This window comes from Haloarcula terrestris (assembly GCF_031624315.1).
Lineage (GTDB): Archaea > Halobacteriota > Halobacteria > Halobacteriales > Haloarculaceae > Haloarcula > Haloarcula terrestris.
The window spans coordinates 1-24,403 of the sequence record NZ_JAMQOM010000014.1; the positions used below are offsets into that span (position 1 = coordinate 1).

22 protein-coding genes and 1 pseudogene are annotated in these 24,403 nt (G+C 58.8%); 8 read left to right on the forward strand and 15 right to left on the reverse strand.

Annotation, left to right across the window (positions count from 1 at the left end; all coding sequences use genetic code 11):
- A pseudogene (locus tag NDI54_RS18980) lies at positions 1-121 on the forward strand (IS1595 family transposase); the annotation flags it as partial.
- 120 nt (positions 122-241) lie between these two features.
- Here the strand turns inward: NDI54_RS18980 and NDI54_RS18985 are convergent.
- The 13 genes from NDI54_RS18985 to NDI54_RS19045 form a co-directional block, all read right to left on the reverse strand.
- Positions 242-1,501, reverse strand: a complete 1,260-nt coding sequence (locus NDI54_RS18985) for a phage NrS-1 polymerase family protein (protein ID WP_310897966.1) — start codon at positions 1,499-1,501, stop codon at positions 242-244.
- 351 nt (positions 1,502-1,852) lie between these two features.
- A complete protein-coding gene (locus NDI54_RS18990) occupies positions 1,853-6,190 on the reverse strand; it encodes a primase-like DNA-binding domain-containing protein (protein WP_310897967.1) in 4,338 nt (1,445 codons plus the stop codon).
- On the reverse strand, positions 6,156-8,363 hold the full coding sequence (locus NDI54_RS18995) for a VirB4 family type IV secretion system protein (RefSeq protein WP_142980849.1): 2,208 nt from the start codon (positions 8,361-8,363) through the stop codon (positions 6,156-6,158). Before NDI54_RS18995 ends, NDI54_RS18990 begins: the two co-directional genes overlap by 35 nt.
- Entirely contained in the window at positions 8,356-9,477 is a 1,122-nt protein-coding gene (locus tag NDI54_RS19000) for a hypothetical protein (RefSeq protein WP_142980850.1), read from the reverse strand. Before NDI54_RS19000 ends, NDI54_RS18995 begins: the two co-directional genes overlap by 8 nt.
- A gap of 2 nt (positions 9,478-9,479) precedes the next feature.
- Positions 9,480-10,595: a hypothetical protein gene (locus NDI54_RS19005; protein ID WP_142980851.1), complete on the reverse strand. Its 1,116-nt coding sequence runs from the start codon at positions 10,593-10,595 to the stop codon at positions 9,480-9,482.
- A 3-nt stretch (positions 10,596-10,598) separates the two neighbouring features.
- Positions 10,599-11,438: a hypothetical protein gene (locus NDI54_RS19010; RefSeq protein WP_144927664.1), complete on the reverse strand. Its 840-nt coding sequence runs from the start codon at positions 11,436-11,438 to the stop codon at positions 10,599-10,601.
- 3 nt (positions 11,439-11,441) lie between these two features.
- Positions 11,442-13,178 carry a hypothetical protein gene (locus NDI54_RS19015; protein WP_310897968.1) on the reverse strand — a complete coding sequence of 579 codons (1,737 nt, stop codon included), beginning with the start codon at positions 13,176-13,178 and terminating at the stop codon, positions 11,442-11,444.
- Between the two features lie 28 nt (positions 13,179-13,206).
- On the reverse strand, positions 13,207-13,629 hold the full coding sequence (locus NDI54_RS19020) for a hypothetical protein (protein WP_092893804.1): 423 nt from the start codon (positions 13,627-13,629) through the stop codon (positions 13,207-13,209).
- Between the two features lie 6 nt (positions 13,630-13,635).
- Positions 13,636-13,884 (reverse strand): hypothetical protein, encoded by a 249-nt coding sequence (locus NDI54_RS19025; protein WP_049987855.1) that lies wholly within the window; start codon positions 13,882-13,884, stop codon positions 13,636-13,638.
- Positions 13,885-14,087: 203 nt separating this feature from the next.
- Complete coding sequence (xseB, locus tag NDI54_RS19030; RefSeq protein ID WP_142980645.1) at positions 14,088-14,270, reverse strand: exodeoxyribonuclease VII small subunit; 183 nt, start codon at positions 14,268-14,270, stop codon at positions 14,088-14,090.
- 2 nt (positions 14,271-14,272) lie between these two features.
- A complete protein-coding gene (gene xseA, locus NDI54_RS19035; RefSeq protein WP_142980644.1) occupies positions 14,273-15,316 on the reverse strand; it encodes an exodeoxyribonuclease VII large subunit in 1,044 nt (347 codons plus the stop codon).
- Positions 15,317-15,401: 85 nt separating this feature from the next.
- A complete protein-coding gene (locus NDI54_RS19040) occupies positions 15,402-15,962 on the reverse strand; it encodes a TATA-box-binding protein (RefSeq protein ID WP_049987858.1) in 561 nt (186 codons plus the stop codon).
- 71 nt (positions 15,963-16,033) lie between these two features.
- Positions 16,034-16,201: a DUF1931 domain-containing protein gene (locus NDI54_RS19045; RefSeq protein ID WP_122106698.1), complete on the reverse strand. Its 168-nt coding sequence runs from the start codon at positions 16,199-16,201 to the stop codon at positions 16,034-16,036.
- 219 nt (positions 16,202-16,420) lie between these two features.
- Between NDI54_RS19045 and NDI54_RS19050 the strand changes: the two genes are divergently transcribed.
- The 4 genes from NDI54_RS19050 to NDI54_RS19065 all read left to right on the forward strand — a co-directional run bounded on the left by NDI54_RS19050 (position 16,421) and on the right by NDI54_RS19065 (position 20,185).
- The gene (locus NDI54_RS19050) at positions 16,421-17,098 is read left to right on the forward strand and encodes a metal-dependent transcriptional regulator (protein ID WP_142980643.1); all 678 of its coding nucleotides are present in this window, start codon (positions 16,421-16,423) and stop codon (positions 17,096-17,098) included.
- A gap of 128 nt (positions 17,099-17,226) precedes the next feature.
- On the forward strand, positions 17,227-18,486 hold the full coding sequence (locus NDI54_RS19055) for a multicopper oxidase domain-containing protein (RefSeq protein WP_142980642.1): 1,260 nt from the start codon (positions 17,227-17,229) through the stop codon (positions 18,484-18,486).
- 1 nt (position 18,487) lies between these two features.
- Positions 18,488-19,738 (forward strand): ZIP family metal transporter, encoded by a 1,251-nt coding sequence (locus NDI54_RS19060; protein WP_142980641.1) that lies wholly within the window; start codon positions 18,488-18,490, stop codon positions 19,736-19,738.
- A 24-nt stretch (positions 19,739-19,762) separates the two neighbouring features.
- On the forward strand, positions 19,763-20,185 hold the full coding sequence (locus tag NDI54_RS19065; protein WP_142980640.1) for a cupredoxin domain-containing protein: 423 nt from the start codon (positions 19,763-19,765) through the stop codon (positions 20,183-20,185).
- A 46-nt stretch (positions 20,186-20,231) separates the two neighbouring features.
- Here NDI54_RS19065 and NDI54_RS19070 read toward each other — a convergent pair whose 3' ends face one another.
- Positions 20,232-20,750, reverse strand: a complete 519-nt coding sequence (locus NDI54_RS19070) for a winged helix-turn-helix transcriptional regulator (protein WP_142980639.1) — start codon at positions 20,748-20,750, stop codon at positions 20,232-20,234.
- Positions 20,747-21,085 (reverse strand): DUF7471 family protein, encoded by a 339-nt coding sequence (locus NDI54_RS19075; RefSeq protein ID WP_142980638.1) that lies wholly within the window; start codon positions 21,083-21,085, stop codon positions 20,747-20,749. The genes NDI54_RS19070 and NDI54_RS19075 overlap by 4 nt, the downstream gene beginning before the upstream one ends.
- A 170-nt stretch (positions 21,086-21,255) precedes the next feature.
- Here NDI54_RS19075 and NDI54_RS19080 point away from each other — a divergent pair, with 170 nt between their 5' ends.
- The 3 genes from NDI54_RS19080 (at position 21,256) to NDI54_RS19090 (ending at position 24,274) form a co-directional block, all read left to right on the forward strand.
- The gene (locus NDI54_RS19080) at positions 21,256-21,843 is read left to right on the forward strand and encodes a methyltransferase family protein (protein WP_142980637.1); all 588 of its coding nucleotides are present in this window, start codon (positions 21,256-21,258) and stop codon (positions 21,841-21,843) included.
- Positions 21,844-21,920: 77 nt separating this feature from the next.
- Entirely contained in the window at positions 21,921-23,216 is a 1,296-nt protein-coding gene (locus NDI54_RS19085; protein WP_142980636.1) for a twin-arginine translocation signal domain-containing protein, read from the forward strand.
- Entirely contained in the window at positions 23,213-24,274 is a 1,062-nt protein-coding gene (locus NDI54_RS19090) for an iron transporter (protein WP_310897969.1), read from the forward strand. Before NDI54_RS19085 ends, NDI54_RS19090 begins: the two co-directional genes overlap by 4 nt.
- The last annotated feature ends 129 nt before the right edge of the window (positions 24,275-24,403 follow it).

Consider the following 24,403-nt stretch of genomic DNA (forward strand, 5'->3'; position numbering starts at 1 on the left):
GCAGGGCTTGGAACAGGCCGCTCACACCTTCGGTATCGTTCGATCACTCACTCTCGCTGGAGGATCTGTCGAGACAGCGGTTGAGTGTCTCGTTATCGGGTCTTTCCACAATTCTACATAAGAGCGAGCGTAGTTAACCAACAAATAGCGCGATATAGCGAGTCTGTTGGTTAATCTTCTCGGCTCGCAGAATCAGAACGCTCGAGAGAGGTTTTCGGATGGCGGTGAAGCGGCGCCGCTACTAAGATTGGCCACCGAAGAATCGATGCAACAGCGAGGCTGGCTCTGAGTCATCACCGGTCTCGCTCGCAGTACCGGAGTCTTCCTCGTGGGATTGCGCAGTCTCCTGATCACGGGCTGCGAGTTCGTCGGTGAGGCGCTCGATCTCTGTTTCGAGGGTTTCGATCCGCTCAGTCTTCTGTTCGAGTGTTGCCTCGAGTTCGTCGACGCGCTTACTCAACAAGCGGTTTTTCTCCACCAGATACGCACGACTCCGGTCTGCCTCGTCAGGCGTCCCGCCAGTTGCGACCCTGTCAGGTGTGCCGTGGGGATCTTCGGTATCGCCGCCGGCGTTCGGGTCGTAGAACTCCGACGTGGTCGCAATCGCTCGCTCGATGGTCTTCTCGCCGTACGTCGACCCGTCAGCGTAGTGGACCTCGTCCCACTTCTCCCGCATCAATCCCGACTGGCGGAACAGCTGCTCCATTTGGGTCCGGTCACCACCGGTCCAGAACGCCAGCAAACAGCACAGCGCCATGTCGGCCTCGGACTGACTGTCGTAGCCGACCGTATTCCCGTTCCAGAGCCGCTCGAACTTCTCGCCGTTGGATGCGTTTCGCGCTTTCTCGAGGAGGTCCTCGTCTTCGAGGTCGACGTCGACGTCGGCTGCGTCGGTCGTCGGTGATCGGGCGGCAGCGCCACCACGCTGTTCGGACTCGGATGCTGTGTCACGCTCGGTTTCCTGGACGTACTCACGGTGAATCGCTGTGAGTGCGTCCTGCCGGCGTGCAACACGCGTTGGGGTCCGGTCGACGTGGTCGCCAGTGACGGTGAAAAAACGTGCCGTGTCATACAGTTCGACGCTTCCGCGCCGGTTCCGCCCGTCGGGGAGTGTGCCAGTGATCAGGACGTGATAGCCGGTACCGGACGGTGACACCTCCGTATAGGAGTCGAGTCGTGCGATGATGTCCAACGCTGCGTCGTCGACGTCGTCTGTCTCGGGATCGCGGCAGTCGTCCAGATCGACACCGACGATGGAGTCGTCGTCAGTAAACACGAACCCGATACCATCGGCGTGCTCCGTCTCAGTGTAGTCGAGTGCTGTCTCGAAACTCGCCCAGGTCTCCGACTCGGTTGCTGACGCGAATCCCCCAGCCCCTGGCGTCACCGGAATCTTCGTCGGTTTGCCGTCTCGCTCCTCTTCGCGCCAGCACACCCACTGGTCGCGTTCGCGTAACGTCTCCGGAATCGCCTCCGGCTCGTCGATCATAGGTTCACTCATCCTCACGTAGGACCTCGCATGGCTCTCACTGGCTCTGAGCCAGCACAGAACGCTCTCTGCTGTACGTCGCGATCCAATCCCTTGGTCCCAACGGGGACCCCCCGTTCTATCCTAGTTGGTTGTTGGGTGGAACACTCGCTATAGCTGGTTGCAAATCGCAGGACGTGAGCGTGTTCCACCCATTTCGCTCGGTTCGTTGGTGTTCCACCCATTGAGGATTTGGGTGGAACATGCCGCCGTCTGGTGGTTCCCGACCTGCGAGTTTGTTCGGATGGAGTCATGATTCTGTCTGGGAGGAACAGTTCCCGAGAACTCGCGATAAAATCGGGAATTGGACTGTGTACGTCCGTTTCATGGCTGAAAGTCCTCTTCAGACCGGATGCGGACACCAGTGTAATGCCGGACGGGTTCCCCGTCGATTCGCTTCTTCGTGGAGTCCACCTCGATATGGGTGTTGAGCTTCCGTGTGAACCAGCTCTTATTCAGCGGGTCGTCGATGCCATGTGCCTCTACCCAGTCGTTGTAAAGGCGGAATACGTCATCTTTCGGCACGGCTCCATCCGCGTCTTCGACAAGATATTCGTCGACGAACGATTCGAACGACGGTGGCGATTGGTCTTCCTCGACTTTCTCATCGGCCTGGTCGGTCTGACTGGGTGGTTCGTCAGCGGCCGCTGATTCAGGCGATGCGGGACGGAATGCCCCGTCAGTGATTGCCGAGAGTGGCCGCTTCTCACCGTCTTCATACACGACCGATTTCGCCTCATCGTGAAGGATAAGGATGCCGTACGTCGAACGTGTGTATTCTGGTACGGGGAGGTCGGCTTCGGGGACGAATGGCTTCTTGACACGTACCCAGTCGTCCTCGAACGCCGATTTCGTCTCGTAGATGTGTTGCTCACCGTGCTCGTATACGACGTACTCGTCGGCAGCGTGGTCGTAGCTGTAGATGGCTGGAACACGATCTTTCGAGAGTGTTCCAAGCGACGGGAGGCGGATGTGTTCCGTCCCGCTGGTATCACGAAGGACGATCTCGTCGCCATCACGCTGCCAGATGTTCTGGGTCCCGTTCTCGTCGTCGGTCGCCGGTCGCACGGCCGTCACTCCACCTTCTTCGGTCGCTCCACCGTTGAACGTGAGATTCGAGTCAGTCGTGTAGAACCGTGTCTCACCATTCTGGAGGGTACGGACGGGTGGTGTGAGAATGCCGTCGACACGCTCGGCCCACTCAGTTTCGTCGTTTCCTGGGCGAACGACAAACAGCGGGATATCCCCTGCTTCTTGGGCTTTCCGGAGATTCGTGAGCACCTTTGCGGGATTCTCGGGTGTCGTCGTTTCGACTTCGATGGCGAATCGGTCTGCAACGTCGGAGTGGCTCGCCCTCGCGTCAGGTTTCTCGCTGCCATCCTGTGCGAGGATCGAGACGGTGAAACCGAGTGCAGTGAGTTCTTCTTCGATCTGAAGGAGTGCTGCGTCGTGGGCACTCCCACCGGCGGCCTGCACGCCACCAGTATCGGGTGTCGCGACCTTTTCTCCGGCGTCAGTGAGCCGGATGCGGAGCTCGTCGGCGTCGATATCGACGGTCGTATCGAGGTATCGTGATCGTTCGCGAATGTCCGCGAGTGCATCATACGATGGCGGCTCGGCGTCGACGTCGTCAAAGAGGCGTCTGAGTTCGTCGTCAACCGCTTCAACGGCCACCCAACCGTTCTCCTCACGGCATCCTTCTCGAAGCTGGAGACTCCGGACCACCGTCGCAATCGCGACGTCCAGGTCGTCGCTCGCGATATCGAGCACTCCGTGTCCGTCGGTCGGTGTTCTCGTTGTTGAGGCGTCTGTTGCAGCCGGCACGCCGTGTTCCTCGCTGATGTTCTCGTGCATCGAGGAGAGTGTCTCAGTGAACTGCTCCTCTTCACGCTCTGTGAGCGGAGATTCGCTCTCGGGGTGGCCCGGTGGAATCGGGAGTGGTTCGAGACTGAACGGATACGGCCCCGTTTCACCGAACGTCGGGCTTGGCAGGCTGGCGATCCACTCCCCTCGTGGCAACGAACGAATCCGATTGGCGAAATCCGCGGGGTCCATCTCTTCGTGGGCCATCGCTCGCGCCAGTTCCCGGTCGACGTTGATTTTCCCGATGAGTGAACTGCCGATGTTGTTCAGAGCATTCAGGTAGATCTTCCGCCCACCTTCAGCCTCCATCTGTTCGGGGAACTGCATCGACAGGCCAACAGAGAGCCGGAATCCCCGGCCTTTCTCGAGGAGATCATTCATGATGTCGGAGACTACGACCGACGCTGCCTCGTCGACGAGCAAGTTCACGACGTAGTCGTCCGAGTGCTGGGAGAGGGCCTGTTTGCGGTCCTTGAGAGCTGCATCGAGATTGGTCAGGATCACACCAGTCATGATCCGGGCAGCGTCGTCGCGGAGATCTCCGAGGTCGAAGAGGATGACCGTATCCTCGTCGAGGACATCCCGAAAGTCGAACTGGTTCTCGGTATTGTTGAAGATCTGCCGCAGGTGCGTATCCTGTGAGATGTAGGCGAGACGGTTTCCGACACCCCCCATCACGTTCGCGAAGGTGTTCGAATCTAACTGGAGTTGCCGTCGAATCGTCCGCGTGACTTCCTCGTCGCTCGACCGTGGGGCGTCGCCGATGTTCTCGTTCGGTGGCCCGGCCTCCCAGAGCTGGTCGACGACGTGTTCGAGCTGTCGGTGGGCAAAGTAATCCGTCGACGCTCGGTAGAGCCCGTTCTCACGCCCGTATTCCTCGTCGAACAGTGCCTTGATGAGTGTCTTGATGAGAGTTGGAGCCACAGTCGCCCGCTCGTAGCGGTCGGTTCCCATCACGAGCTTCAAAATCTCTTCGTAGTGGTCGGCCTTCCGTTGGACGGCGTCTTCGCGGCGCCGTCCGCTCTCCATCGACGGTTCGAGATCGAAAAACGAGAACCCGGGGAGGACGTCCGGAATCGGGAAGTGGACGACGTTCTCTTCGAGGTCGGTCATTCCGAACCGACGCGCGTGAGCCCGCATGTAATTCTGGGCCATATCGTCGTTTTTCGGGATGATGAGGATCGTCGGCCCCTCGGTGTTGTCGTACAGCGACAGCATATCGTTGATGAGGGCTTTCGACTTCCCAGAGCCGGTTGTTCCGAACCGGCCGTAATGAGTGGGCAGCAGTCCGGGTGGAATGTGTGTCGGCTCGTCTTCGGCCTCGCCGGTGTCGTCGAGGGCATACCCGATTGCCATCCCGTCTCGGAACTCACGCATGAGGTCCTGATGAGGACGGGGCAACGGATTCCGACTCTGCTGTTCTGCACGCGTCCCACGTGCCCCTTCGACAGTAAGCTGTTCCGAGGAGGGGACGAGTACGAAGTGCGCGAGTTCTCGGCCACTCAGGACGAACTCCGGTCGGGTCTTTCCACGGCCAGTCGTGATCTCACGATCCAAGAGCCGCTGCAGCGCCGCTCGTGCGTTCCGGTCTTTCGTGGCTGCCCGGAAGCCGCTGTCACGCAACCGCTCGGCTTCAACCTGGTAGTACGGCCCGTCAAGCGGGTCGAATACCGGAACAAGTGATTGCATCCGCTCATCGAGATCATCGCGACCGTCACCACCGGATGGAATCCCGACTGCTCGGATGTTCGCGGTGAACGACCGCTTCGGATTTGTTGCCTCGATTGCCGCGACACGTTTTGCAACCGCGTCGCTCAGCTGGTTTCTATCCCGACTCTCCGGCTGATCGTCGAGTTCGAAGAGGGAGCCAATAATCTCCTGTGCGAGTGTGTCCCGTCCGTCGATGACGTCCTCCTTGCGAAGGTCGGCATCGGACTGCCAGTTCTCGCGTCGCTGGAAGACGACCTGGAACGCTACTGGTGCTGTCGCCTCCATTAGGTGATCGACGAGCGACGCGAGCGCACCCCCTGGTTGATCCACGGCTGGGAGCTCTGCTTCGTCGTCGGCAGTAAATGGCGAGAGTGAGGTCATCCAGTCTTGCTTCCGAGTTGCCGACCCTTGCCACCGCACGCCGAGTGGGGAGACGGATTCGGTCGCTGGCCGGGCGAGTATCGTCCCCTCCGATGTTACCGTTGGTTTGGCAAGTGTCGTGAGTGGCTCATCCTCGGGAATCGCATCTGGTGGGGCGAGTTCGAGGGCAGTATCGCCGATCTCGATGAAGTGGTCGGGAGACTGGTCGCCGACTGTTCCTCCATCCGCGACTGATTTGGCGTCCCCTTGACCCGCTTGACTGTTGTCGTCACTGCCACGCTCGTATTGCTCGTCAGGACCGAACTCGTACGAGAGCTCGCCCGACTCATAGTGCTCGACGAATGTCTCGCGGTCGAATTCGACAGGTTGAACGAGTCGGGATGCGACGTCGACCTCGGTACGCTCGATGTCGAACGTCTCTGGATAGATCGACCGGAGCCGTTTCTTCAGGGTATCCAGATGGTCATCGGCACCGTAGTAGAATTCGACGGGGTCATCCGCCCCCTCGCTCAGCGCGAGAAATTCGAATCGTATCGGCGTGTCGCTATGTAGCGGATTGAGTTTGTCAGCTAGCCCTGTCGAGTCCGTTGAGGTCAGTTTGTGGAGGCTCTCCAGTGCCTGCGGCAGACGCTCCGAATTGAGCCGTTCGGAGGTTGGCGTCACGCGAAGGTACTCACGCATCGTCGTCACCTCCCGCTGCGCCACCATCAGTCTCTGCTGGCGTCTGCTCAGGTGGGCGTTGTCCGTTGTCGGTCGTTCGGCTTTCAATATCGTCTTGGAACGCCTGCACCTCCGCGTCCACAGCATTCTCACCAGTCCCCGGGAGTGAGTCTCGCCGTTGCTCGGTTGGCTCGAAGTCGATGACCTGCTTCTCCTTGGGCATCGCTTTGACCTGGATCCCACGCCATTCGCCGTCGACGCCCACGAGGGCCTCGGAGAAGCCGGCGTCCTCGTTGCCGGGGACGGCGTCTTGGACGAACCGCATCTGTGCGTAGTTCAGCCCGAACTCGTCGGCCCACTCATCATCCATCCCGTCGAGGCGGTGGAACTGCTTGACCGCACACTGGTCCAGGATGGCCTCAGATTCGGCGTGCTCGAAGAACTCGTCGACGGTCTGGGTGACCAGCCGGATCGAGAGGTCGTGGTGGCGGTGGTGCCGGAACACCGTCTCGAGGAACGCCAGACTCGCGGCGTCCTGCATGATGTAGCGCGCCTCGTCGATGTAGAACACGACCTCCTTCTCCGAGACCTTCGCCCGCTCGTACACCAGCGAGATCAGCAACTGCATCGTCAGTGCCGTGCTGCTGTCGACGCTGCCCTCCTGCTGAGCGAGGTCGAGGTAGATGACCTTCTCATTGCGGATGTCGAAATCCGATTCTTGGCCGAGATTCGCGTGGCGACCGTCGTCCTCGAAGGGGCGGAGCTGGTCGAGGAGCCACGTCGCATCCTCCTTGATCTTCCCTGCCTCTTCGTCGGACCGGACGACGAACTCCTCGGGGTCGTCGACCATATCCTCGAACACGTCCATCATATCACGGATGGTCGGACTCGGATTGTCGTGCGTCGAGATGTCGTCGGTGATCCCGTTGCGCTGGTAGGCACGTTTGAGGGCGAGTTCGAGCGTGGTGCGCCGATCTCCCAGTGAGATACCCCGGAGGGCGAAGAAGTTCGTGAGGAAGCTCATCGCGTCGTCGAGCTTCTCGTTGAACGGACTCGCGTCCTCACCCATCGCTCGCTGGACGTGCTCGGGCGTCTCGCGGATCTCCAGGGGATTCAGCCCGAGCGTCCCACCGACGGTGATCCGCTTGGCGTCGAGCGCCTCTGAGACACCAGCCCAGTTGTTCAATGGCTCAAGGATGATGCCGATGCGGTCCTTGCTCTGCTCGATAGAGCGGATGAAATTCTGCTTGGAGCTGAACGATTTTCCGGAGCCGGTGTCGCCGACGGTGAACATCGCGTACCCGTTATCACGGGCAAACGGGTCGATGACCACCGGACTCTGGTTGTCCTTGTGAATTCCGAACTCGACGCCACCCTCCTCGAGAATCGTCGCGTTGTGCGGGGAGGAGAGTAACGCGCCGACGGCGCCGCCGAGCGCAATCGACGTCCGCCCGAACTCGTTGTCGCCGATGGGCGCGGCGGACTGGAGGGCGAGATCCTGCCGGCAAATTGCGGTCTTCGGCGTGAGGTTCGCCGGGTCGTCGCGGAGCGCGCTCTTGACCGTCTGGACGGCATCTCTGAGCTCGTCTTTCTCGTCGGCCCGGGCGGTGATGAACATCCCTTGGTCGAACACGTTCGCGCCGTTCTCGACGGCCTTGTACGTCGCTGCGGCCTCGTTGGCGCGTTCCTGCAGGTAGGCACTCCGGATACTCTGTTCGAGGTCAGCATCGACCTGGAGGTCGTCAGCGATGTCCTGCAGTTCGTTCCGGGCCCGCTCCTGATTTTTCGGCGTGATGTGGGCCGTCAGATCGAACTGGACATCGGTCATCTCGAAGAGGTCACTCAGATACCCGTCGTTGGGATAGTCGGCATAGTTAGCGATGTACAGCGTCGTCGTCCACTGTTCGCCGACCCGTGCCGCTCGCGTCTCCCACTCGACAGCTCCGGGCGCGGTGACGGTCTTGTGCGACTCGGAGATGTCGTCGAGGAGCTTGCGTTCGGCCTCGCCTTCTTCGAGTGTCTCCTCATCGAGGACATCGGTGAAGTTTACCTCTGGTTCATCATCCGCAGTGAAGCGGTCCCAGAGGTACTTACTGCCGACGCCAAGGCCGAGACCCACTGCAAGGGCTAGTACTGCACTCTCTGCTGGTGTCAGGTTCTGGAGCCACCCGGCGACGGAGCCAAGCGCGCCACCATCAGTCTGGAGGATCACGTTACGCATCGTGTGGGTCCTCCCGGCGCGAGTGGCCGATGATCGATTGGTCGCGAACGACACGTTCCGCCTCGTCGTAGTCATGTTCGCGGCCGTTCCAGAAGTCCATATTCAGGACGAACAGCTCGACCGTGCTGAGTCGACGTGCGGACCACCCCGACGCCTGCTGGATGAACTCGGAGCGAACATCATTCACGCGACTGTCGAGCTTCTCGAACATCTGCGCACGACGTTCGACGTCGGTGAGGTCCTCGCGGCGGGTGACGAACGGGTTGAACAGGAATCCGATGACCGGGAACTGGGTCAGCTTCTCGGCGGGGGTGCCCTCGTCACGGAAGCGGTCGTACACTTCTATCGGGCTGACTTCAACGCCGATGTAGTACCGGACCTGCTGAATGCCCCGGTCACGCATCTCCTTCGGCCGTGTTTCCCGATATTCTTCGAGGAGTTCCCGGAAGATCGGATTCTCCGTGACGTCTTCGTCAGTGAGGCGCTCCTCAATGGTCTCGGTGATCTGCTCGACCGGGAAGGAACGGGTTGTGGCGTGGAGTTTGAGCTTCGAGTCCAGCTCTTTGTTGGCGAACTCTTCGCCAGCATCCTGGAGCTGCGCCCAGTCGTCGGACATCGCGAAGTCCATGTTGGCCGGATCGATCTCGATGAATGCCTCCATCGCGCCGTCTTCACGCTGGATAGCACCAGCGCCCGGCCACGCCCGCTTGATGTTCGTGAGGTCCTGTGTCCGCTCGTCCGGCTTGAACGGCGTGTAGTTCGCGAGTCCGCCTTCGTTCCGCTCCGACTCGTTGGTACTCGTGTCGGCGTCGGCGGGCGCACTGAACGTGACCTGAGGTCGTTTGAGGTACCGATAGACGTCTTTCGTCCACGTCCAGGCGTTCAGGTGGGTTGGTGAGACGTAGATGACGGCGACGCCAAAGCCAAGCCCGCCAGCAACGAACGGGAGGGCCAGTGATTCGATCCCGGTGAGGCCCGCGATAAACAGCCCAATAATGGGGAAGGCGATGAGCATGCCAACGTCTCCTTCCTCGATATTGAGATACGGGATGCGGCTCTCCTCGCCGAACTGATCCATGATACGCCGTGCGGCCGCGTCTTGATCTGCTGACATTGTTAGTGGATTCCTCGATCAAACTCCATCCCACGGTCGTCACTCGCCGATTCCGCTGTCGCTCCACCAGGGTCATTCTCTGTTCGACGGTACGATGGCGTCCCGCCATCGTCTCCTCCATGCCCACCGCGGGCAGCCGCTTTTTGCGCGACGGCGTGGCCAGCGGCGGCTTTCGGCCCCCACCGAGCGGCGGTCGTCGCGACGCCGGCGCCACCGACGTAGGCTCCAGCGGCGACACCGCCAACGAGTGCTGCGCCTTTCGTTGCACCGCCGACGACTTTGGCCGTCAACGGCGTCGCGTATTTGAACGTCTTCCACGTGATGTAGAGGGCGACCAGCGGGAGGGACGCAGCAACGAGATATTTGAGAAACGCTGTTCCTGGTGTGAGAGTTCCACCGCCGTATATCAAATCGTACCCCTTGAAGACCATCGCTGCCGGCAATGGCAGGACAGCCAGGGGCACAAATCGCTTGGCAAAGCCCAATGCGATATCAGACACAACAGGAATATTCCCATATCCGAGAGCGATTGCGATTGGCATTCCGTAGAGATACACGTAGAGGAGAATCTCACGGATGTAGAACAGTGCCTGCAATGCCCACATCGAAATTCCTCCGAGCAGGGCGAATAGAAGAGACAATCCTGGATTCGTTAGAGACACGGTGAGGAAGCCCAACATAGCGTTCCGAAGCGAAGCCATACTCGGCATCAGTGCGATTGAAAACCCGTCCACGATATAGAGAGAGAGTACACCAATCCAATACCAGACGATAATCAGGAAGGCACCCACCCACGCCGTTTTCTTCGTCTTCCTTGCCTCATAGGCACTTCCGATGTTGAATATCCGGATTGTATGCCGGCCTTGGACGCTCATTACGAGCAGCAGTAATGCGATGAGCATGATTTCGCCGCCAACGAGGGAATCTTGAATTGTGGTCCAGGGTGCGTTCGATGGTTCGCCAAAAACGAATGCGCCATCTGTTTGAGGTGTAGGAGTTCCGAATAATTCCTCGGTGAGCGTATTATAACCGGTCGTCAGGCCATCCATGAAGAGGCCAATAATCCAGTCAACAACGCCCTTGAACCCCTCTAAGACGACATCAATGAGATCAACCATACATCAAGCCTCGCTAATTGTGACCTCGCAATTCTGCATCTCGTCAGAGCCAGTGTACTCCACGTCGTAGGATTTCGTGACTTGTTGGCCTGTAGTTCGAGTCTCCAGTACGACAGTAAACTGCCCGCTATTTCCATCAGTTGAACAACCCATACCATCCTCCCCGATTTCCGAGCCAAACGGGAACGAGTCGCTGAAGATATCTACTGTCTCACCTGCACCGACTATGACACGTTCTTTTTCGTATATCCCACTTCCACGGGGATCATCGACAGGATTGGGAACGTCCCCGGTAAATCGGAGTTCAACTACTGCTTCTGGACCACTCCCGGTATTCTCCACGGTGACGAATGCTTCCCCATTCTTTTTCGAATCCGTTTGGCTTTCGCCATAGACTTCATCCCATGGTTTATCCGGGTTATTCCGATAGAGCCCAACATCTCGTATCACCAATTCCGGCTGGATAGCGAGCGAGGTTTCTGCGACAGTCTCCTCGCCTTTCAACGCGAGTACGCGGTACTCACCGGGCGCATACGCGGTGCCAATCTCGAATGAAACCTGCTGAGCACCTGCGGCTACGTCACGCTTTCCGAATAACTCGCCGTTCGGCTGGATGAGATTGACTTGGTCGATGTCGGTCTCTTCGGAGAGTTCGACGACGAGTGTTATCCCCTCAACAGCGATACGCGTGAGTGGGCCGTTGCTATCTGGGGAGGTCGTTCCGTCACCAGGCGTCCCAGAACCGTCATTGTCGTTCAGACAGCCAGCGACGCTTACGAGGGCGGCACCTGCGACTGTTCGGAGGGCGGTTCGCCGACTGATGTGTGGGTGGTTTCTAGTCATGGACTATGGGTTCCGTTGGAAGATGTCTTCTGGACCGAGCATTCGGAGGAGCCGCTTGCCAGCGTAGAACATCACAATAAACGGGATGAGCTGCCAGCCAACCTCGAAAATGAACGAGAACCAACCGTCGATGGTGCCGAGCGGATGCCACCGAGCTGTTGCCGTCGCACTCACATACGCGGGGTCGTGCCCGAGCCACGAACCCGGATGGTACCGAGCCGTGTAGATACCCGGCTCGTCGATCGTCACGATCGCCACCCCGGAGGCGTTGGTCTCGACGCGTTGCTCCGCGACGGTGATGTACCCGTTGCGAGTGTTCCCACCGATTGGATATCGTCGGTCGGGATCGCTGAGCACGATTGGTGCGCCGGTCTCGTTGTCCCGGAGTTCGATGCGGAGTGTGGCCTGACTTTCGTTCTGCTGGAGCACCTCAACAGTCAGATTACTGCGCCGGAGCTGCCGCTCAGAGCCAGCGTCAGGTGCCACAATCGAGGCGTTCACGCCCCGTACGATCCCCGCTACCTGGAGCGCGTTGCGGTCGACGTTCTCCGCGCGAACTGCGACGCCGTACGTCGTCGTGTACGACTGGTTGACGATGTCGATGTTGATGTTCTCACCGAGCGTTCCGTCCGGAGACGGTCGGTCAGTGCCCCAGGTGTCGATGATCTCTGGGCCATCGCGAACTGGTTCAGCACGCGGGCCGATTCGCGACGGATACGCGTGAACATAGACCGGAATCGCGTCAGACTCGACGGTGGCGCTGTCGGTCCGGTTCGACCTGACGAGTGTATCCCAGTTGGTGTTCCGAGCGGTGTAGAACCGCCAGACGCCACGCACTCGTGCGCTTCCATTCTCCGTGAGCGTGTACCCCTGCCACGGTCTGGACTGGAAGATAGCCACACCAGCGTCACCATTGGGGTACTCGGCGTAGTAGGGGTACGCCGAGAGGTCGTAAATCTCGACGGCGATCGAATCCGAGACGTTGAGCGATTCGGTTCGGTACGTGACCTCGACATCGGTCTCGTCGCCTCGGTCGATTCGCGTGGTCTTCTTCAACCGGACGCTGATCTCGGCTTCGAGCGTGAGGTTTGCACTCCAGTCGTCCTCGATCTGGTAGTCGAGGGCCGGCGTGTGCGAGCCGTCGCTCTCGACGATGGTTTCGCCGTCCTTCTGCAATCGAACCTCCTCGACCTCGTTGCTCGTGAGCGACCACTCGATCGTCGTGTTCCCCGAAGAGCTTCCGTTCGGGACGCGAACACGATAGTCAACGAACCCCCGCATCGTGCCGTTCGGCGCGATATAGAGCGGGGTTTCACCCGACTCCAAGTGACCTCGCGTCGACGGCTGCACTGCGAACACTGTGGCGTGGGCGTCCTCGATGAACACCCCATCTTCGAGCGACGCGTGGCGCGGATGCACAGACGTATCCGACCCACCGGGTTCGAGATCAGCGAAATCGTTTCGCGTCCACGTTGCAGCTGTCTCCGGCGGGCGCTTGAACGTGATGTCCGTCCCGTTTGCGAGCTGGTGCATCGCGGTCCGGCTCTCGCCGTAGCGCTGCTGGTACTCTTCCTGGGTGATGTAGTTGTCCGCGTCGCGAGACCACAGCGTCGCTGATTCATTCTCAGTGAGCCCATTTCCCTCCGTGCCTGGCCGTGGCGGGTTTGCAGTGACGAGACCCGTGACTAGGCTCGTCACGAACAGGGCGGCCATTAGCACGGAGAGCTCTCGTTGTGTCATGGGGGCTCGCGACGGGGGTGGTAGTTGCCTACCAGGGGGCGAGGTCGACACACTGCGCCAGCGGGAGGTTCATCATCGACCCAGCGACGGTGTAGAGTGGCCCGAGGGCGACGAGGACGACCGCGGACTTCATCGCCGACCGTTTGTGCCGCTTGAGGCCCTTCTTCTGCTCGGGCGTGATCGTGAACATCTCGATAAGGGAGTCAGCCTGCCACACGACTGCGAGGCCGACAATGCCCAGCGCCGTGGTAAGCTGGAAGAAGCCCTCGATCATGCTGGGGAGGTTGTCCGCACTACAGACGGCATTCGTCTGTGCGGCGGCGGGTTCCACAGCGAACAGGCTCAGGACGACGACGATGAACACAGCTTGCCTGGGAAGCCTACTCGATGCCGTCGGATGGCTTTCAGCGCGATTCGAAGCCGTCTCGGAGGGCGTATTGTCCTGTGACATAGCGGGTTACTCCTCTGCGTCGTCGACGAGTGCTTTGAGATCAGCGTAGCGGTTGGTCTCGTCGACGATCTCGTCTTTCGTGTAGCCCTGTTCGCGGGCCCGTTCGAAGAGATCTCGAAGCTCGTCGGGGTCGACGTCGCGAAGCTCCATCTCATCTCGGAGGGCGCGGCGATAGAGGGCGGAACCGTTGATATGGCTGTTCCACGTCAGGTACAGATCATCGATGTCTTCGATGGTGACTGCCCGTGTGATCATATGTGCGGGGTGGGTATGCACCGGTTGAGCCCCGGTCCATGGTGGTGCGATAGCTAGAAGATCGGTATATGCTTTCTGGCCACCAACTGGCGCAAAAATCTAAAGTAAATTATAACTGGAGAGTTCGTTCACCTTGCAAAGGTACCGTTAACCAACAACGGGGTTAGATGCCGTTGTCTGTTGGTTAAGGTTGGAATGGCGCTCTACTCGAGTTCCACGACCTCTCCACGCCCGTTGTCGAGGATTTCTTGCACCTCGGCCAAGAGTTCCTGACCTTCCTCGTGGAGCCTTGTCCCTTCATCGAGGTCACACTCGTCCGCATCGAGCTGCTCAATGATTTCTTCGACACGGGCCAGCCGGTCGTGGATCTCTTGGTCGTTTGCCACGCTTAGATCACCCCTAACCAAAGCCCAGTGATGGCCAACAACAGCAACAACAGCACAGCGATTGCGGCCTTGTAGTAGACCGGCGGGAGGCCCTCGGGTACGGCCGCCTCGTCGACTGCTTCAGCAAGCTCTCGTTCATGTTCGTGCTCCTGCTGGAAGGTTTCGTACGCAGCGTCGAGTTGCTGTGCCAGCGGCTTGACCTCGCCCGCGAAGAACTCCTCGCGGGAATTCACGATATACTCGCCAGCGGCCGTCGGCGTGATCGTTGCCACATCCGCGACCTGATCTGCGATTAACCGGTCGTCAGTATGCCCGATCGCCGTGACGGTCGGGGTGTTCGCGGTGAAGATAGCTTCCGCGACCCGCTCGGTGTTGAACGCCTGGAGGTTCGAATCACTCCCGCCGCCACGGCCGACGATGATCGAGTCGACCTCCTCGGAGCGGTCCAGATGGTGAATCCCGTTCGCGATAGACGTCGGGGCCTCTGACCCTTGGACGGTCGCATCCTTCACCAGGATGTCGACGGTGGGGTCCTGCTCGTGGATCGCGCTCTGGATGTCGTAGCGAGCGTCGCCCCGGAGGGAGGTCACGACACCGACTCGCTCTGGGAACGCCGGCGGGCGCTGTTTCTGCTCGTCGTCAAACCAGCCACGCTCTTCGAGTTCGCTTCGCAGCCGCTCGACGGCAGCTGCCTGGTCGCCGTCGCCGACGACGATCACCTCCCACGGTTTGAGGTCGATTTTCCCGCCCTCTGTCCAGTAGTCGATATCGCCTTCGAGGATGACCTCCGCCCCGTCCTCGAGGTCAGCGTCCATCTTCTGATAGCGGTTCGCCCAGAGCATACAGGGAAGCTCGGCATCGCCGTCGGTCAGGGTGAAATAGAGGGCGGTACTGTTCTGGTGGAGATCCGTGACCTCGCCAATACAGCGGACGCCGTTGAGGGCAGGCGTGTCCTGGACGACCGATGCAATTCGGTCGTTCAGCTCTTGGACTGAAAGAACATTCCCGGACAGGACATCATCTACCTCCCGTTCGGCATCAGCCATCGCACTAACTTAACACGGGGAGAGCAGATTCAAAAATGTACTCACCAGTGCCAGTGTACCCTGCCAACTGTTCTGTGTCGTTGAATTACTCCAGTAACCCGAGGTCAGTGAGCCGGTTTTCAATCACTGTAAGCGCTTGTTCAGCATCGTCAAGCTGTTTTCCGCCCGTGATGACGAGCTTTCCACTCCCGAAGAGGAGTGCGACGACGTCCGGGTCGTCAAGCCGGTAGACGAGCCCCGGGAACTGCTCTGGTTCGTATTCGATATGTTCGAGACCAAGGCCGATCGCAATCGCATTCAAATTGAGTGTGTGGTCGAGGTCCCCACTTGAGACAATATTCTGGATTTCGATATCTGGAGAGGTAGCGACATCGACACCCAATTCACGGAGCTCGTCGAAGACGTATTCCAACGCAGTCGTCACATCGTCGACGCTTTTTGCACCCGTACAGACGACTTTCCCCGAGCGGAAAATGAGCGCTGCGGCTTTAGGATCGTGCATCCGATATACGAGTCCAGGGAAGTTATCGGGATCGTAGTCGGTGGCTCCTAAATCCTCAGAAAGCGTTTCCAGATCGAGTTCTTGACCGATATCGGACGACGCGACCACATTCTCGACTTGAATTGATTCGGCTGTGACACTCATAGGAGTACCTTCCAGTCACAACTCCCTTAAAACGGGGAGTGACTTCGAGCGTCGGTGTGGTACCTTCCGAATTAGAGGTCGCGGGGCTGGACCGTCTTCCGGTCGTTGGCCTCAGCACGCTTTGCGGCGTCGTCGAGCAGGTCGGCGACCTCTTCGTCGAGGGCGTCGTAGAAATCTGCCGAGACGTTCTGGTCCGAGAGTGCGTCCTTCACGGCTGCTTTGACGATGAGGTCAGACATTCCATCGCCGACTTCTCCCGTCTATATTATAAAGGTTCGAATTCTCGACCCGCCATTCTGAGTCTCAGTGAGTAACACAACAGGAAGATACGGAAAATCAATGTGCAAGTGTTGACTGTGGCGATAACCGGACCCATCTCAGATTTACGCCCACAGCTGTCGACAAGACAAATCATCCCGTGGCAAATTATAAACTTAGCCCCGTCTAATTCCATTCTAATGCTGAGCGCCATCATGGAGGATTATCTCAAAGCGATCTATTACCTTCAGGACGAAACGGATGAACGGGTGCGGACCTCGACGCTCGCTGAGTACATGGACGTTGAACAACCGTCAGTCACCAGTATGGTAAAAAAATTGGCCGAGCGCGATTTTGTCCATTACGAGCCCTACAAGGGCGTTGTACTCACGGAGACTGGAATTCCTGTCGCGCTCGAAATCATTCGCCATCATCGGCTCTTAGAACGATACCTGACGGAGCGCCTCGAGTACGATTGGGCTGAGGTACACGACGAAGCAGATCGCCTCGAACACCATATCAGCAATCAATTCGCTGACCGAATTGCAGAGCAGCTCGGGGATCCGGCAGTTGACCCGCATGGCGACCCGATTCCCACAGCGGATCTGGACGTTTCACCGCCACAATCCGGTGAAACCCTCGCTGATCAGCAGGTCGGCGATAAGGTTCGAATCGAGCGGGTGCCAGACAATGACCCAGATCTACTCCGGTACCTGTCTGAACACGGGATTACCCCAACAACTGTAGTCGAAATTGTTGAGACTACCTCATTTGGGATGGTGACGCTTGTTCCCGATGGCACCGACGAACGAGTTGCACTCCCAGAGGAAGTTGCCCGATCTATATCCGCTCAAACGCTCGCTGGGGCTTCAAACTAAACTAATGAGTCTCCCTACTGGAGGCTATTAGTTTAGACTCAATCTAAGTTTAGATGAGTCTAATTTATATATTGGGTGGGGCAATAGACGTGTATGGGTATGCGAAGGCTTGACCAGCGGAGGAGATCATGCCATCGATAGATTACAGTAGCGCAGCAAACGTCACAGAACGGCTCGAGGAGCGACTGGTCGAATCACTCACTGGTGAAACGAGTGTCAGTCGCCGCACGGTCCTCGGCGGACTCGGTGTCGCTGGGAGTGCAGCCGTCGGACTCGGTAGTTCTCGGGCAAGTGCCTCATCCGATCACGACGATGAGGATGAACACGGTAACTTCGGTGCGGTGGGTGAATACCGAGATTTAGATTTCGACCCGCACGAGTTCCTCACCGCGTTCAATACCGGAGAAAGTGGGCAGGATAACGTTCCTCAACAAGTCTACGAGGAGGACGGCCGAACCGTACGGGAATTCGAGTTCACCGCCGTCGACACGACGATAGCAATCGCGCCGGGCGTCGAGTTCTCGGCGTGGGCATACAACGGCCAGGTGCCCGGACCGACGATCCGCGCCGTCGAGGGCGACCTGATTCGCGTGAAGTTCACGAATCTGGGACGGCACGCGCATACGATCCATCCACACCTGAAGAACCTCAACCCGCGAATGGATGGGATCCCACAAAACGGGCCTGGCGTACTCGATACGGGTGAGTCATTCACGTACGAATGGCTCGCCCAACCCGCTGGCACGCACTTCTATCACTGCCACTCGCTCCCGTTGAAAGAGCACATCCACCGCGGACTCTACGGCACGATCATCGTCGATCCGGACCCCGAACGCGTCAGGGAGAATCCACGCGAGTACGTCAACTACCCGGGCCCGATTACCGACGACTTCCGGGAGCAACTCGTCGAAGAGGCAAAGAGCCGGAATCACGAGTACGCCGAAAACGACGCCGTCAACGAGATGGTGATGGTGATGAACTCGTTCGACACCAACTTCGATGGCGGCAACGAGGTTTACGCGGCGAACACACGGGCGTTCGGTTACGGAGTCGGTGACACCGACGGCGAGGGCAACTGGACGGCGGGCGAGACGAAACGCCCCATCCAGATCGACAAGAACGAACGCCAGCGCGTCTACCTCTCCAATGCAACGGAGTTCGACCTCATAAACTCGTTCCACACGCACTCGCAGTTCTTCGACTACTACGACCACGGGACGACGCTGACGCCGACGAATAAGACAGTGGACACGATCATGCAATGCCAGGCGCAGCGCGGCATCATCGAGATAGACTACTCCGATCATGAGCCGGGCCTGTACATGTTCCACGCCCACCAGTCTGAGTTCGCAGAACTCGGCTGGATGAGCTTCTTCGAGGTGGTCTAACGTGACGGATAAGACACAAGACACGACGACGGACGGTGGTGTAACGGCTGACGAAGAGATCACACAACCGCTCGGGCTTCCGCGATGGGTCAGCGCGTTACTCCCGGTCGTGTTGCTCGTACTCGTCTTGGGTGTGTTCGCATTCACGTCCCCGCTCGCCGGTGTTCAGAGCGGCACACCGCTTCCCGACGTGACGATCACGCACACGACGCTTCCGAGCGACGAAACGGTCGTCCTGCACGTGACGAACAACGGGCCCGAATCCGTGACGATATCGCAGGTTCTCGTCGACGAGGCCTACTGGGATTTCCGGGTCGAAGGAGCCGGTGGTGACCAAACGCTCGCCCCGATGGAAAGCGCACAGATCGTGATTCCGTATCACTGGAATCCGGGATGGGACCTCGAAGTCGCGCTCGTGCTTTCCGACGGAGCGACGTTCCATAATACGATCGTCGCGCCGAGTCAGTCGCCCGGCTTTAGCCTCAGTCTGCTCGGGACGCTTGCAGTCATCGGACTGTTTGTCGGCGTGATTCCGGTCGCCTTAGGGATGCTCTGGTTCCCCTACATCAAGACGATGAGCGATCGGTGGCTGCATGCCGTTCTCTTATTTGCAGCTGGCGTACTGGGCTTCTTGGCGTTCGACGCCGGGTTTGAGGCGTTCGAGCTCGCCGAGCGGATTCCAGGCGCATACGAGGGCAACCTCTTGGTCGTCTTCGGAATCTTCGGCGCACTCCTCCTCGTCCAAGCGATCAGTGCGTGGCGTGAGGGCCGCGTCGCCGCTGGTGATAGCCGGGCGAGCAGCGGTCTCTGGATCGCGTATCTGGTCGCGGTCGGGATCGGCCTGCACAACCTCGCGGAGGGGCTGGCAATCGGGAGTTCGTTCGCACTCGGGCGCGTGTCGCTCGGCGCATTCCTCGTGATCGGATTCATGCTTCACAACGTGACGGAAGGCCCGGCTGTCGTTGCGCCGGTCGCTCGCGGGGAACGTCCGGCACTCAAGCACTTCGCCGCGCTCGGCGTCATCGCCGGCGCACCCGTCATCCTCGGTGGCTGGATCGGCAGTCTCGCGTACTCGCCGACGATCGGTGCCTTCTTCCTCGCGATCGGCGTTGGTGCGATCCTACAGGTCGACTGGGAGATCGCGCGAATGGTTCGTGATGCCGGCGGTCGCGTGGCGAGTGCGACGAACCTACTCGCATTCCTGCTCGGCCTCGCAATTATGTACGTGACTGACCTCTTCGTGGTACTCTAATCGGCACCACCCATCTCTGTATCAATGTCACCCGAATTTTTCGATCGGCGGACGGTGTTGCAACTCAGCACTGCCACCCTGGCGATGCTTAGCACGGCTGGGTGTCTGGGCGGACAGTCCTCGGCGGCCCAGACCGTCACGATGCCCGGCGACCTCAGATTTGAGCCGAAGACCGCTACGATCGAACCTGGTGAGACGGTTACGTGGACGAACGAGAGTGACATCGATCACACGGTCACGGCTTATGAAGACGAGATTCCAGACGCGGCCGCGTATTTCGCAAGTGGTGGCTTCGAGTCAGAACGTACTGCGAGGAACCGGGTCACCGAGGGACTCATCGCCCCGGGCGAGAACTACGAGCACACGTTTGAGGAACCAGGCACGTACGGGTACTTTTGTATCCCACATGAGGGATCTGGAATGGTCGGGACAGTTCGAGTAAAGTAATCGAACAATCAAGTTCTCGTTCCGACGAAACACATTCGCAAACTCGTTACGATTCCTCCGCCAGTAGATTATCGACGAGGCGGGTGAACCGGTCGATCATCCGATCGGACAGCGAGGGTGTAATCTCTTCGAGGAGACGAGTAGTCTCAGTCGGCTTGGCGGGGACCAGCGTCACGTGATTATTGGTATCTCGATGTTTCTCGATCAGATTCTGCTCCGTCAAATGGTTCAAGTGCCACTCGAGGGTCCCCCGAGCAATCTCGAGAGACTCTGTGACAGCGTCCGGTCTGGATGGCCCCTGTTCGAGAACACAGAATAAAATGTCGCGTGCCGTTTCCCGGCGAAGGACAGCGATCGCTCCCCGTTCCCACGCGTCATATCCAGGTGTGTAATAGTGAGTCCGGCCATAGAGGGGTAGTTCGACTACACTTCCCTGAGCCTGGAGTTTTTTGAGGTGGTACTGTACCTGTCCTGGTGCGAGGTCGAGTCTCCGCGTGAGTGCGTTGAAGTGTTCTCCAGGGTGGGTGGCAATATACTCGTGAATCCGGTCACGTTGGTGTGTCATGTATCCAAATTGGTCTCGTTCGAAATAGTTCGAGAGTGATAGACCGCAGCAATGACGAGCGCGACAAGAATAATATCAAGTCCGTGTTCGAGAAGGTGATGCTCGGCTTGTGAAAACAGGCCTACGATGGTGATCCCCGCAACTGCAGAGCGTCCAAAAAGGGCAGCTAGCGCAGCGACGACTAACAGATATGGGCGGGATTGGCGCTGAACGAACGCGCCGATCGCAAGTCCCAGAAGCACCGCTGTACCAGCAGCGGCGATGGTGATCACCGCGAGCAACGGAAGGGACCACGGATCGATGAACCCACTATGAAGTGGGACAAATCCCGCCATGTGGTCTGAATTTGAAACGCAGTTACCTGAGAACGTCGATTCGAATTATCCCCGGATGTTAGAATTATAGCGAGTGGTTGGTGGTTCCAAACTTCTTCTGAGGGGGCAGTCTCTAGGCACGAACCACGATTGACTCACTTTTTTGTCCTGCACAATCACTACATACACATATGTTCTCGTTCTCAGATCGCGCGCTGCTGACGGCAGTCGTCGCGGATATCACGCTGATTCTCGGGTACGCCATCAGTGCGGTTCATCCTGACCGTCGAGTGTGGCCCATCGGCGACAGCTCGTGGCGGTGGTGGTTCAATTGGTCAGCGCTCTCCGTCGTGTTCGCTGGGTTTCCGGTGCTGGCTGCGCTCGACCAAGACTCGTTCATCTTCACCGAACGCTGGAACAAACTCGCAGGTAGCGGTATCGCCGCACTCGGTATGGGGTTTGCCCTCTCAGCACTCTTCGAACTCGGGTGGATGGAAAGCAGTGGAAGAGAAGGGGAGCTTCGGACGGACGGTATCTACCAGTACACACGCAACCCACAGAGCGTAGGATTCATTACGTTCATCGTCGGCGCGATCATCGCAGTGAACTCCAGGAAACTGGCTGTACACGGCGTCTTGACCATCCTCGTGTACACACTGTTCCCGTTTGCCGAAGAACCGTGGCTGCGAGAGCAGTATGGCCAGGAATACGATGAATACCGCGAGCGGACCCCCCGATTTATCGGGTGGAACTTGGTGAAGAAGCTCATCACCAGATAGTCCGCTACCGGCCTTGAGGGGGAGATTCAAGAACTCTACCAGAACCGCTTTTCCGTTGACTTCCTAACTGTCGGGTAATGAGTGATGAGAGAGGTATCCCTCGAAGAGACTTCCTCAAGTCGGCCGTCGCGATTGGAGGTGCAGCGGCGTTCAGTGCGTGTCTGGGCCGTGAAGAAGTCGATATCCCGACGGGACCAGATGATCTGTCGGCGCATCCACAACGCCAGCACGCTTGGAACGACGCCCTCCCACGGGACGACCACGGGAACGTCGTTGCTCCGAGCCATCGCGTGCTCCTCTATTTGAATTACCGACGAGACGGGCAACCGAGCGAAGACGACCGTGGACAGGTTGAGACAGCCCTCCGTGGCATCGAACACGCCTACGAGCGAAGCGGGGATGGGCTATTGCTCACGGTGAGTTATTCTCCGGCATACTTCGACCGATTCGACGAATCGCTTCCCGAAGACGTTGACCTCCCCGATCCGGAAGCACTTGCTCCGTTCGAGGAACCCGAGTTCGATACGCCCGATGCAGTCGTCCATCTTGCAAGTAACACGGCACAGGTGGTGCTCGGTGCCGAAGAAGCCCTCAAAGGGAACAAATCGACTCTCAACGGTGTCGATCAGCCTGACGCTGCACTGACCGACGTCTTCTCACTCACCGACCGGCGAACGGGATTTATCGGGGATGGACTCCCGGCGGAGAATGCAGACGATGCGGAGGGTGTTCCGGCCGATAAGGTTCCCGAGGACGCACCCCTGTTTATGGGATTCAAATCAGGTTTCAAAAAGAACCAGGCCAGTGAAGATCGCGTGACGATTCAGTCGGGGCCGTTCGCCGATGGCACGACTCAGCACATCTCCAAACTTCAACTCAACCTCAACCAGTGGTACAACCAGGACGATCGCTGGCAACGTGAGGCGAAGATGTTCTGTCCGTACCACGCCGAGAACGACGTAATCGAGGGCGCTGGAGACAATCTCGGAACCAGCAGCAAAATCGACGACTGTCAGCCAACGGATGAGACGGCCCGCGAGATGGGCGTCGTCGGTCACTCCCAGAAATCTGCCCGCGCTCGCGACGACAATGACTCGCCCCTCATCCTTCGGCGCGACTTCGATTCTACCGATGATGGAAGCGCTAGTCTCCATTTCCTCGCGCTCCAGCGAGGGATCACCGATTTCGTCGACACGAGAGAAGCGATGAACGGAACTGATGTCACCGAGCAGTCGGCTGTCGGTCAGCGGAACAACAACGGCATCCTGCAGTACGTCCGGACGGAGCGGCGTGGTAATTTCCTCGTCCCCCCACGGTCGTTGCGTGCCCTTCCACCTGCACAGCCGGTCGAACGCACAGGAGGTGACGCATGAATCGTCGTGACGTGCTTCGGGCGGTCGGGGGCACGTCACTCGTGGGGCTCGCGGGGTGTGCCGGCCTGTTCGAGACGCGATCAGCACGGGCACCACCGCTCCCCGAGAACCGGCCGGACGCAGTCTACTATCCGACCCACTATGAGGGCATGAAAATGCCCGGGATGAAGGAACAGGGCGGGTACAGGTGTGCGCTCACGTACTCGTATGCGCACCGGTTCTGGCTGATGAAGCCGAATGGGATCACGAAGGTCGAGATTCAACCCGAGGATTCGATTCATCTCATGCCGGTCGTTTGGGAGACACAGACGGGGATCATCCCACCCGATATCAATCCACAGCTCACGGTTACACAGAACGGGGAGTCGATTGATCAGTTCGCGCCGTGGCCGATGCTCTCTCAGCCGATGGGTTTTCACTTCGGTGATAACGCACAACTTCAGGGCGACGGCACATACACTGTCGAGGTCAGCATCGGCGGGCCGTCGACGCGACGGACTGGGTCGCTGGCCGAGAATCAGGGGAACGCATCGTTCACGTTCGAGTTCGAGTTCAGCGAATCGACGCTCAATGAGATCTCGTACACGGACATCCCCGACGACAAGGAAGGCACGAAGGGTGCTGTCGACCTGATGGACATGGAGATGTTACCGGACTCGCAGGTACCGACACCGGACGCACTCCCCGGCAACGTGCGTGGGTCGGAGACGAGCGGAGACGCGAAGTTCGTGGTTACGATCCTCGAAGACGCGTCACGTTTCGGTGGTGACGAGGAGCAGAAGTACCTCGCTGTGTCTCCGCGCACACCCTACAATCGAACGATGCTGCCGATGATGTCGCTTTCGGGAACACTGCACCGTGATGGGACGTCAGTGTTCGACGGAATTCTACAGGCAACCATCGATCCAGAACTCCGCTATCACTACGGGACAACGGTTGCGGACGTACAGACGGGAGATGAGCTGACGATCACAGTCGATTCGCCCCCACAAACGGCTCGCCATGAAGGATACGAGACAGCCTTCGTTGATATGCCAGATGTGAAGGTGACGTTGTAGTTTCAAAGGTGTCTTTAGAAATCCAATCGAAGCCAAACCTATGGAAGAGAAGCACCTCCTACTGGCGACGTTACTTGGCGTTGTCTCACTCCTGGTACTCACCGGATTCGTTGTTCGCTTGGCGTAGAC

Coding starts and splice junctions, on each gene's coding strand:
- NDI54_RS19005 (WP_142980851.1), bottom strand. CDS start 10,595: ATGGTTGATCTCATTGATGTCGTCTTAGAGGGGTTCAAGGGCGTTGTT.
- NDI54_RS19070 (WP_142980639.1), bottom strand. CDS start 20,750: ATGACACACCAACGTGACCGGATTCACGAGTATATTGCCACCCACCCT.
- NDI54_RS19050 (WP_142980643.1), top strand. CDS start 16,421: ATGCTGAGCGCCATCATGGAGGATTATCTCAAAGCGATCTATTACCTT.
- NDI54_RS19065 (WP_142980640.1), top strand. CDS start 19,763: ATGTCACCCGAATTTTTCGATCGGCGGACGGTGTTGCAACTCAGCACT.
- NDI54_RS19000 (WP_142980850.1), bottom strand. CDS start 9,477: ATGTCAGCAGATCAAGACGCGGCCGCACGGCGTATCATGGATCAGTTC.
- NDI54_RS19025 (WP_049987855.1), bottom strand. CDS start 13,884: ATGATCACACGGGCAGTCACCATCGAAGACATCGATGATCTGTACCTG.
- NDI54_RS19080 (WP_142980637.1), top strand. CDS start 21,256: ATGTTCTCGTTCTCAGATCGCGCGCTGCTGACGGCAGTCGTCGCGGAT.
- NDI54_RS18995 (WP_142980849.1), bottom strand. CDS start 8,363: ATGCGTAACGTGATCCTCCAGACTGATGGTGGCGCGCTTGGCTCCGTC.
- NDI54_RS19040 (WP_049987858.1), bottom strand. CDS start 15,962: ATGAGTGTCACAGCCGAATCAATTCAAGTCGAGAATGTGGTCGCGTCG.
- NDI54_RS19075 (WP_142980638.1), bottom strand. CDS start 21,085: ATGGCGGGATTTGTCCCACTTCATAGTGGGTTCATCGATCCGTGGTCC.
- NDI54_RS19010 (WP_144927664.1), bottom strand. CDS start 11,438: ATGACTAGAAACCACCCACACATCAGTCGGCGAACCGCCCTCCGAACA.
- NDI54_RS19085 (WP_142980636.1), top strand. CDS start 21,921: ATGAGTGATGAGAGAGGTATCCCTCGAAGAGACTTCCTCAAGTCGGCC.
- NDI54_RS19020 (WP_092893804.1), bottom strand. CDS start 13,629: ATGTCACAGGACAATACGCCCTCCGAGACGGCTTCGAATCGCGCTGAA.
- NDI54_RS19090 (WP_310897969.1), top strand. CDS start 23,213: ATGAATCGTCGTGACGTGCTTCGGGCGGTCGGGGGCACGTCACTCGTG.
- NDI54_RS18985 (WP_310897966.1), bottom strand. CDS start 1,501: ATGAGTGAACCTATGATCGACGAGCCGGAGGCGATTCCGGAGACGTTA.
- NDI54_RS19045 (WP_122106698.1), bottom strand. CDS start 16,201: ATGTCTGACCTCATCGTCAAAGCAGCCGTGAAGGACGCACTCTCGGAC.
- NDI54_RS19015 (WP_310897968.1), bottom strand. CDS start 13,178: ATGACACAACGAGAGCTCTCCGTGCTAATGGCCGCCCTGTTCGTGACG.
- NDI54_RS19055 (WP_142980642.1), top strand. CDS start 17,227: ATGCCATCGATAGATTACAGTAGCGCAGCAAACGTCACAGAACGGCTC.
- NDI54_RS18990 (WP_310897967.1), bottom strand. CDS start 6,190: ATGGTGGCGCAGCGGGAGGTGACGACGATGCGTGAGTACCTTCGCGTG.
- xseA (WP_142980644.1), bottom strand. CDS start 15,316: ATGGCTGATGCCGAACGGGAGGTAGATGATGTCCTGTCCGGGAATGTT.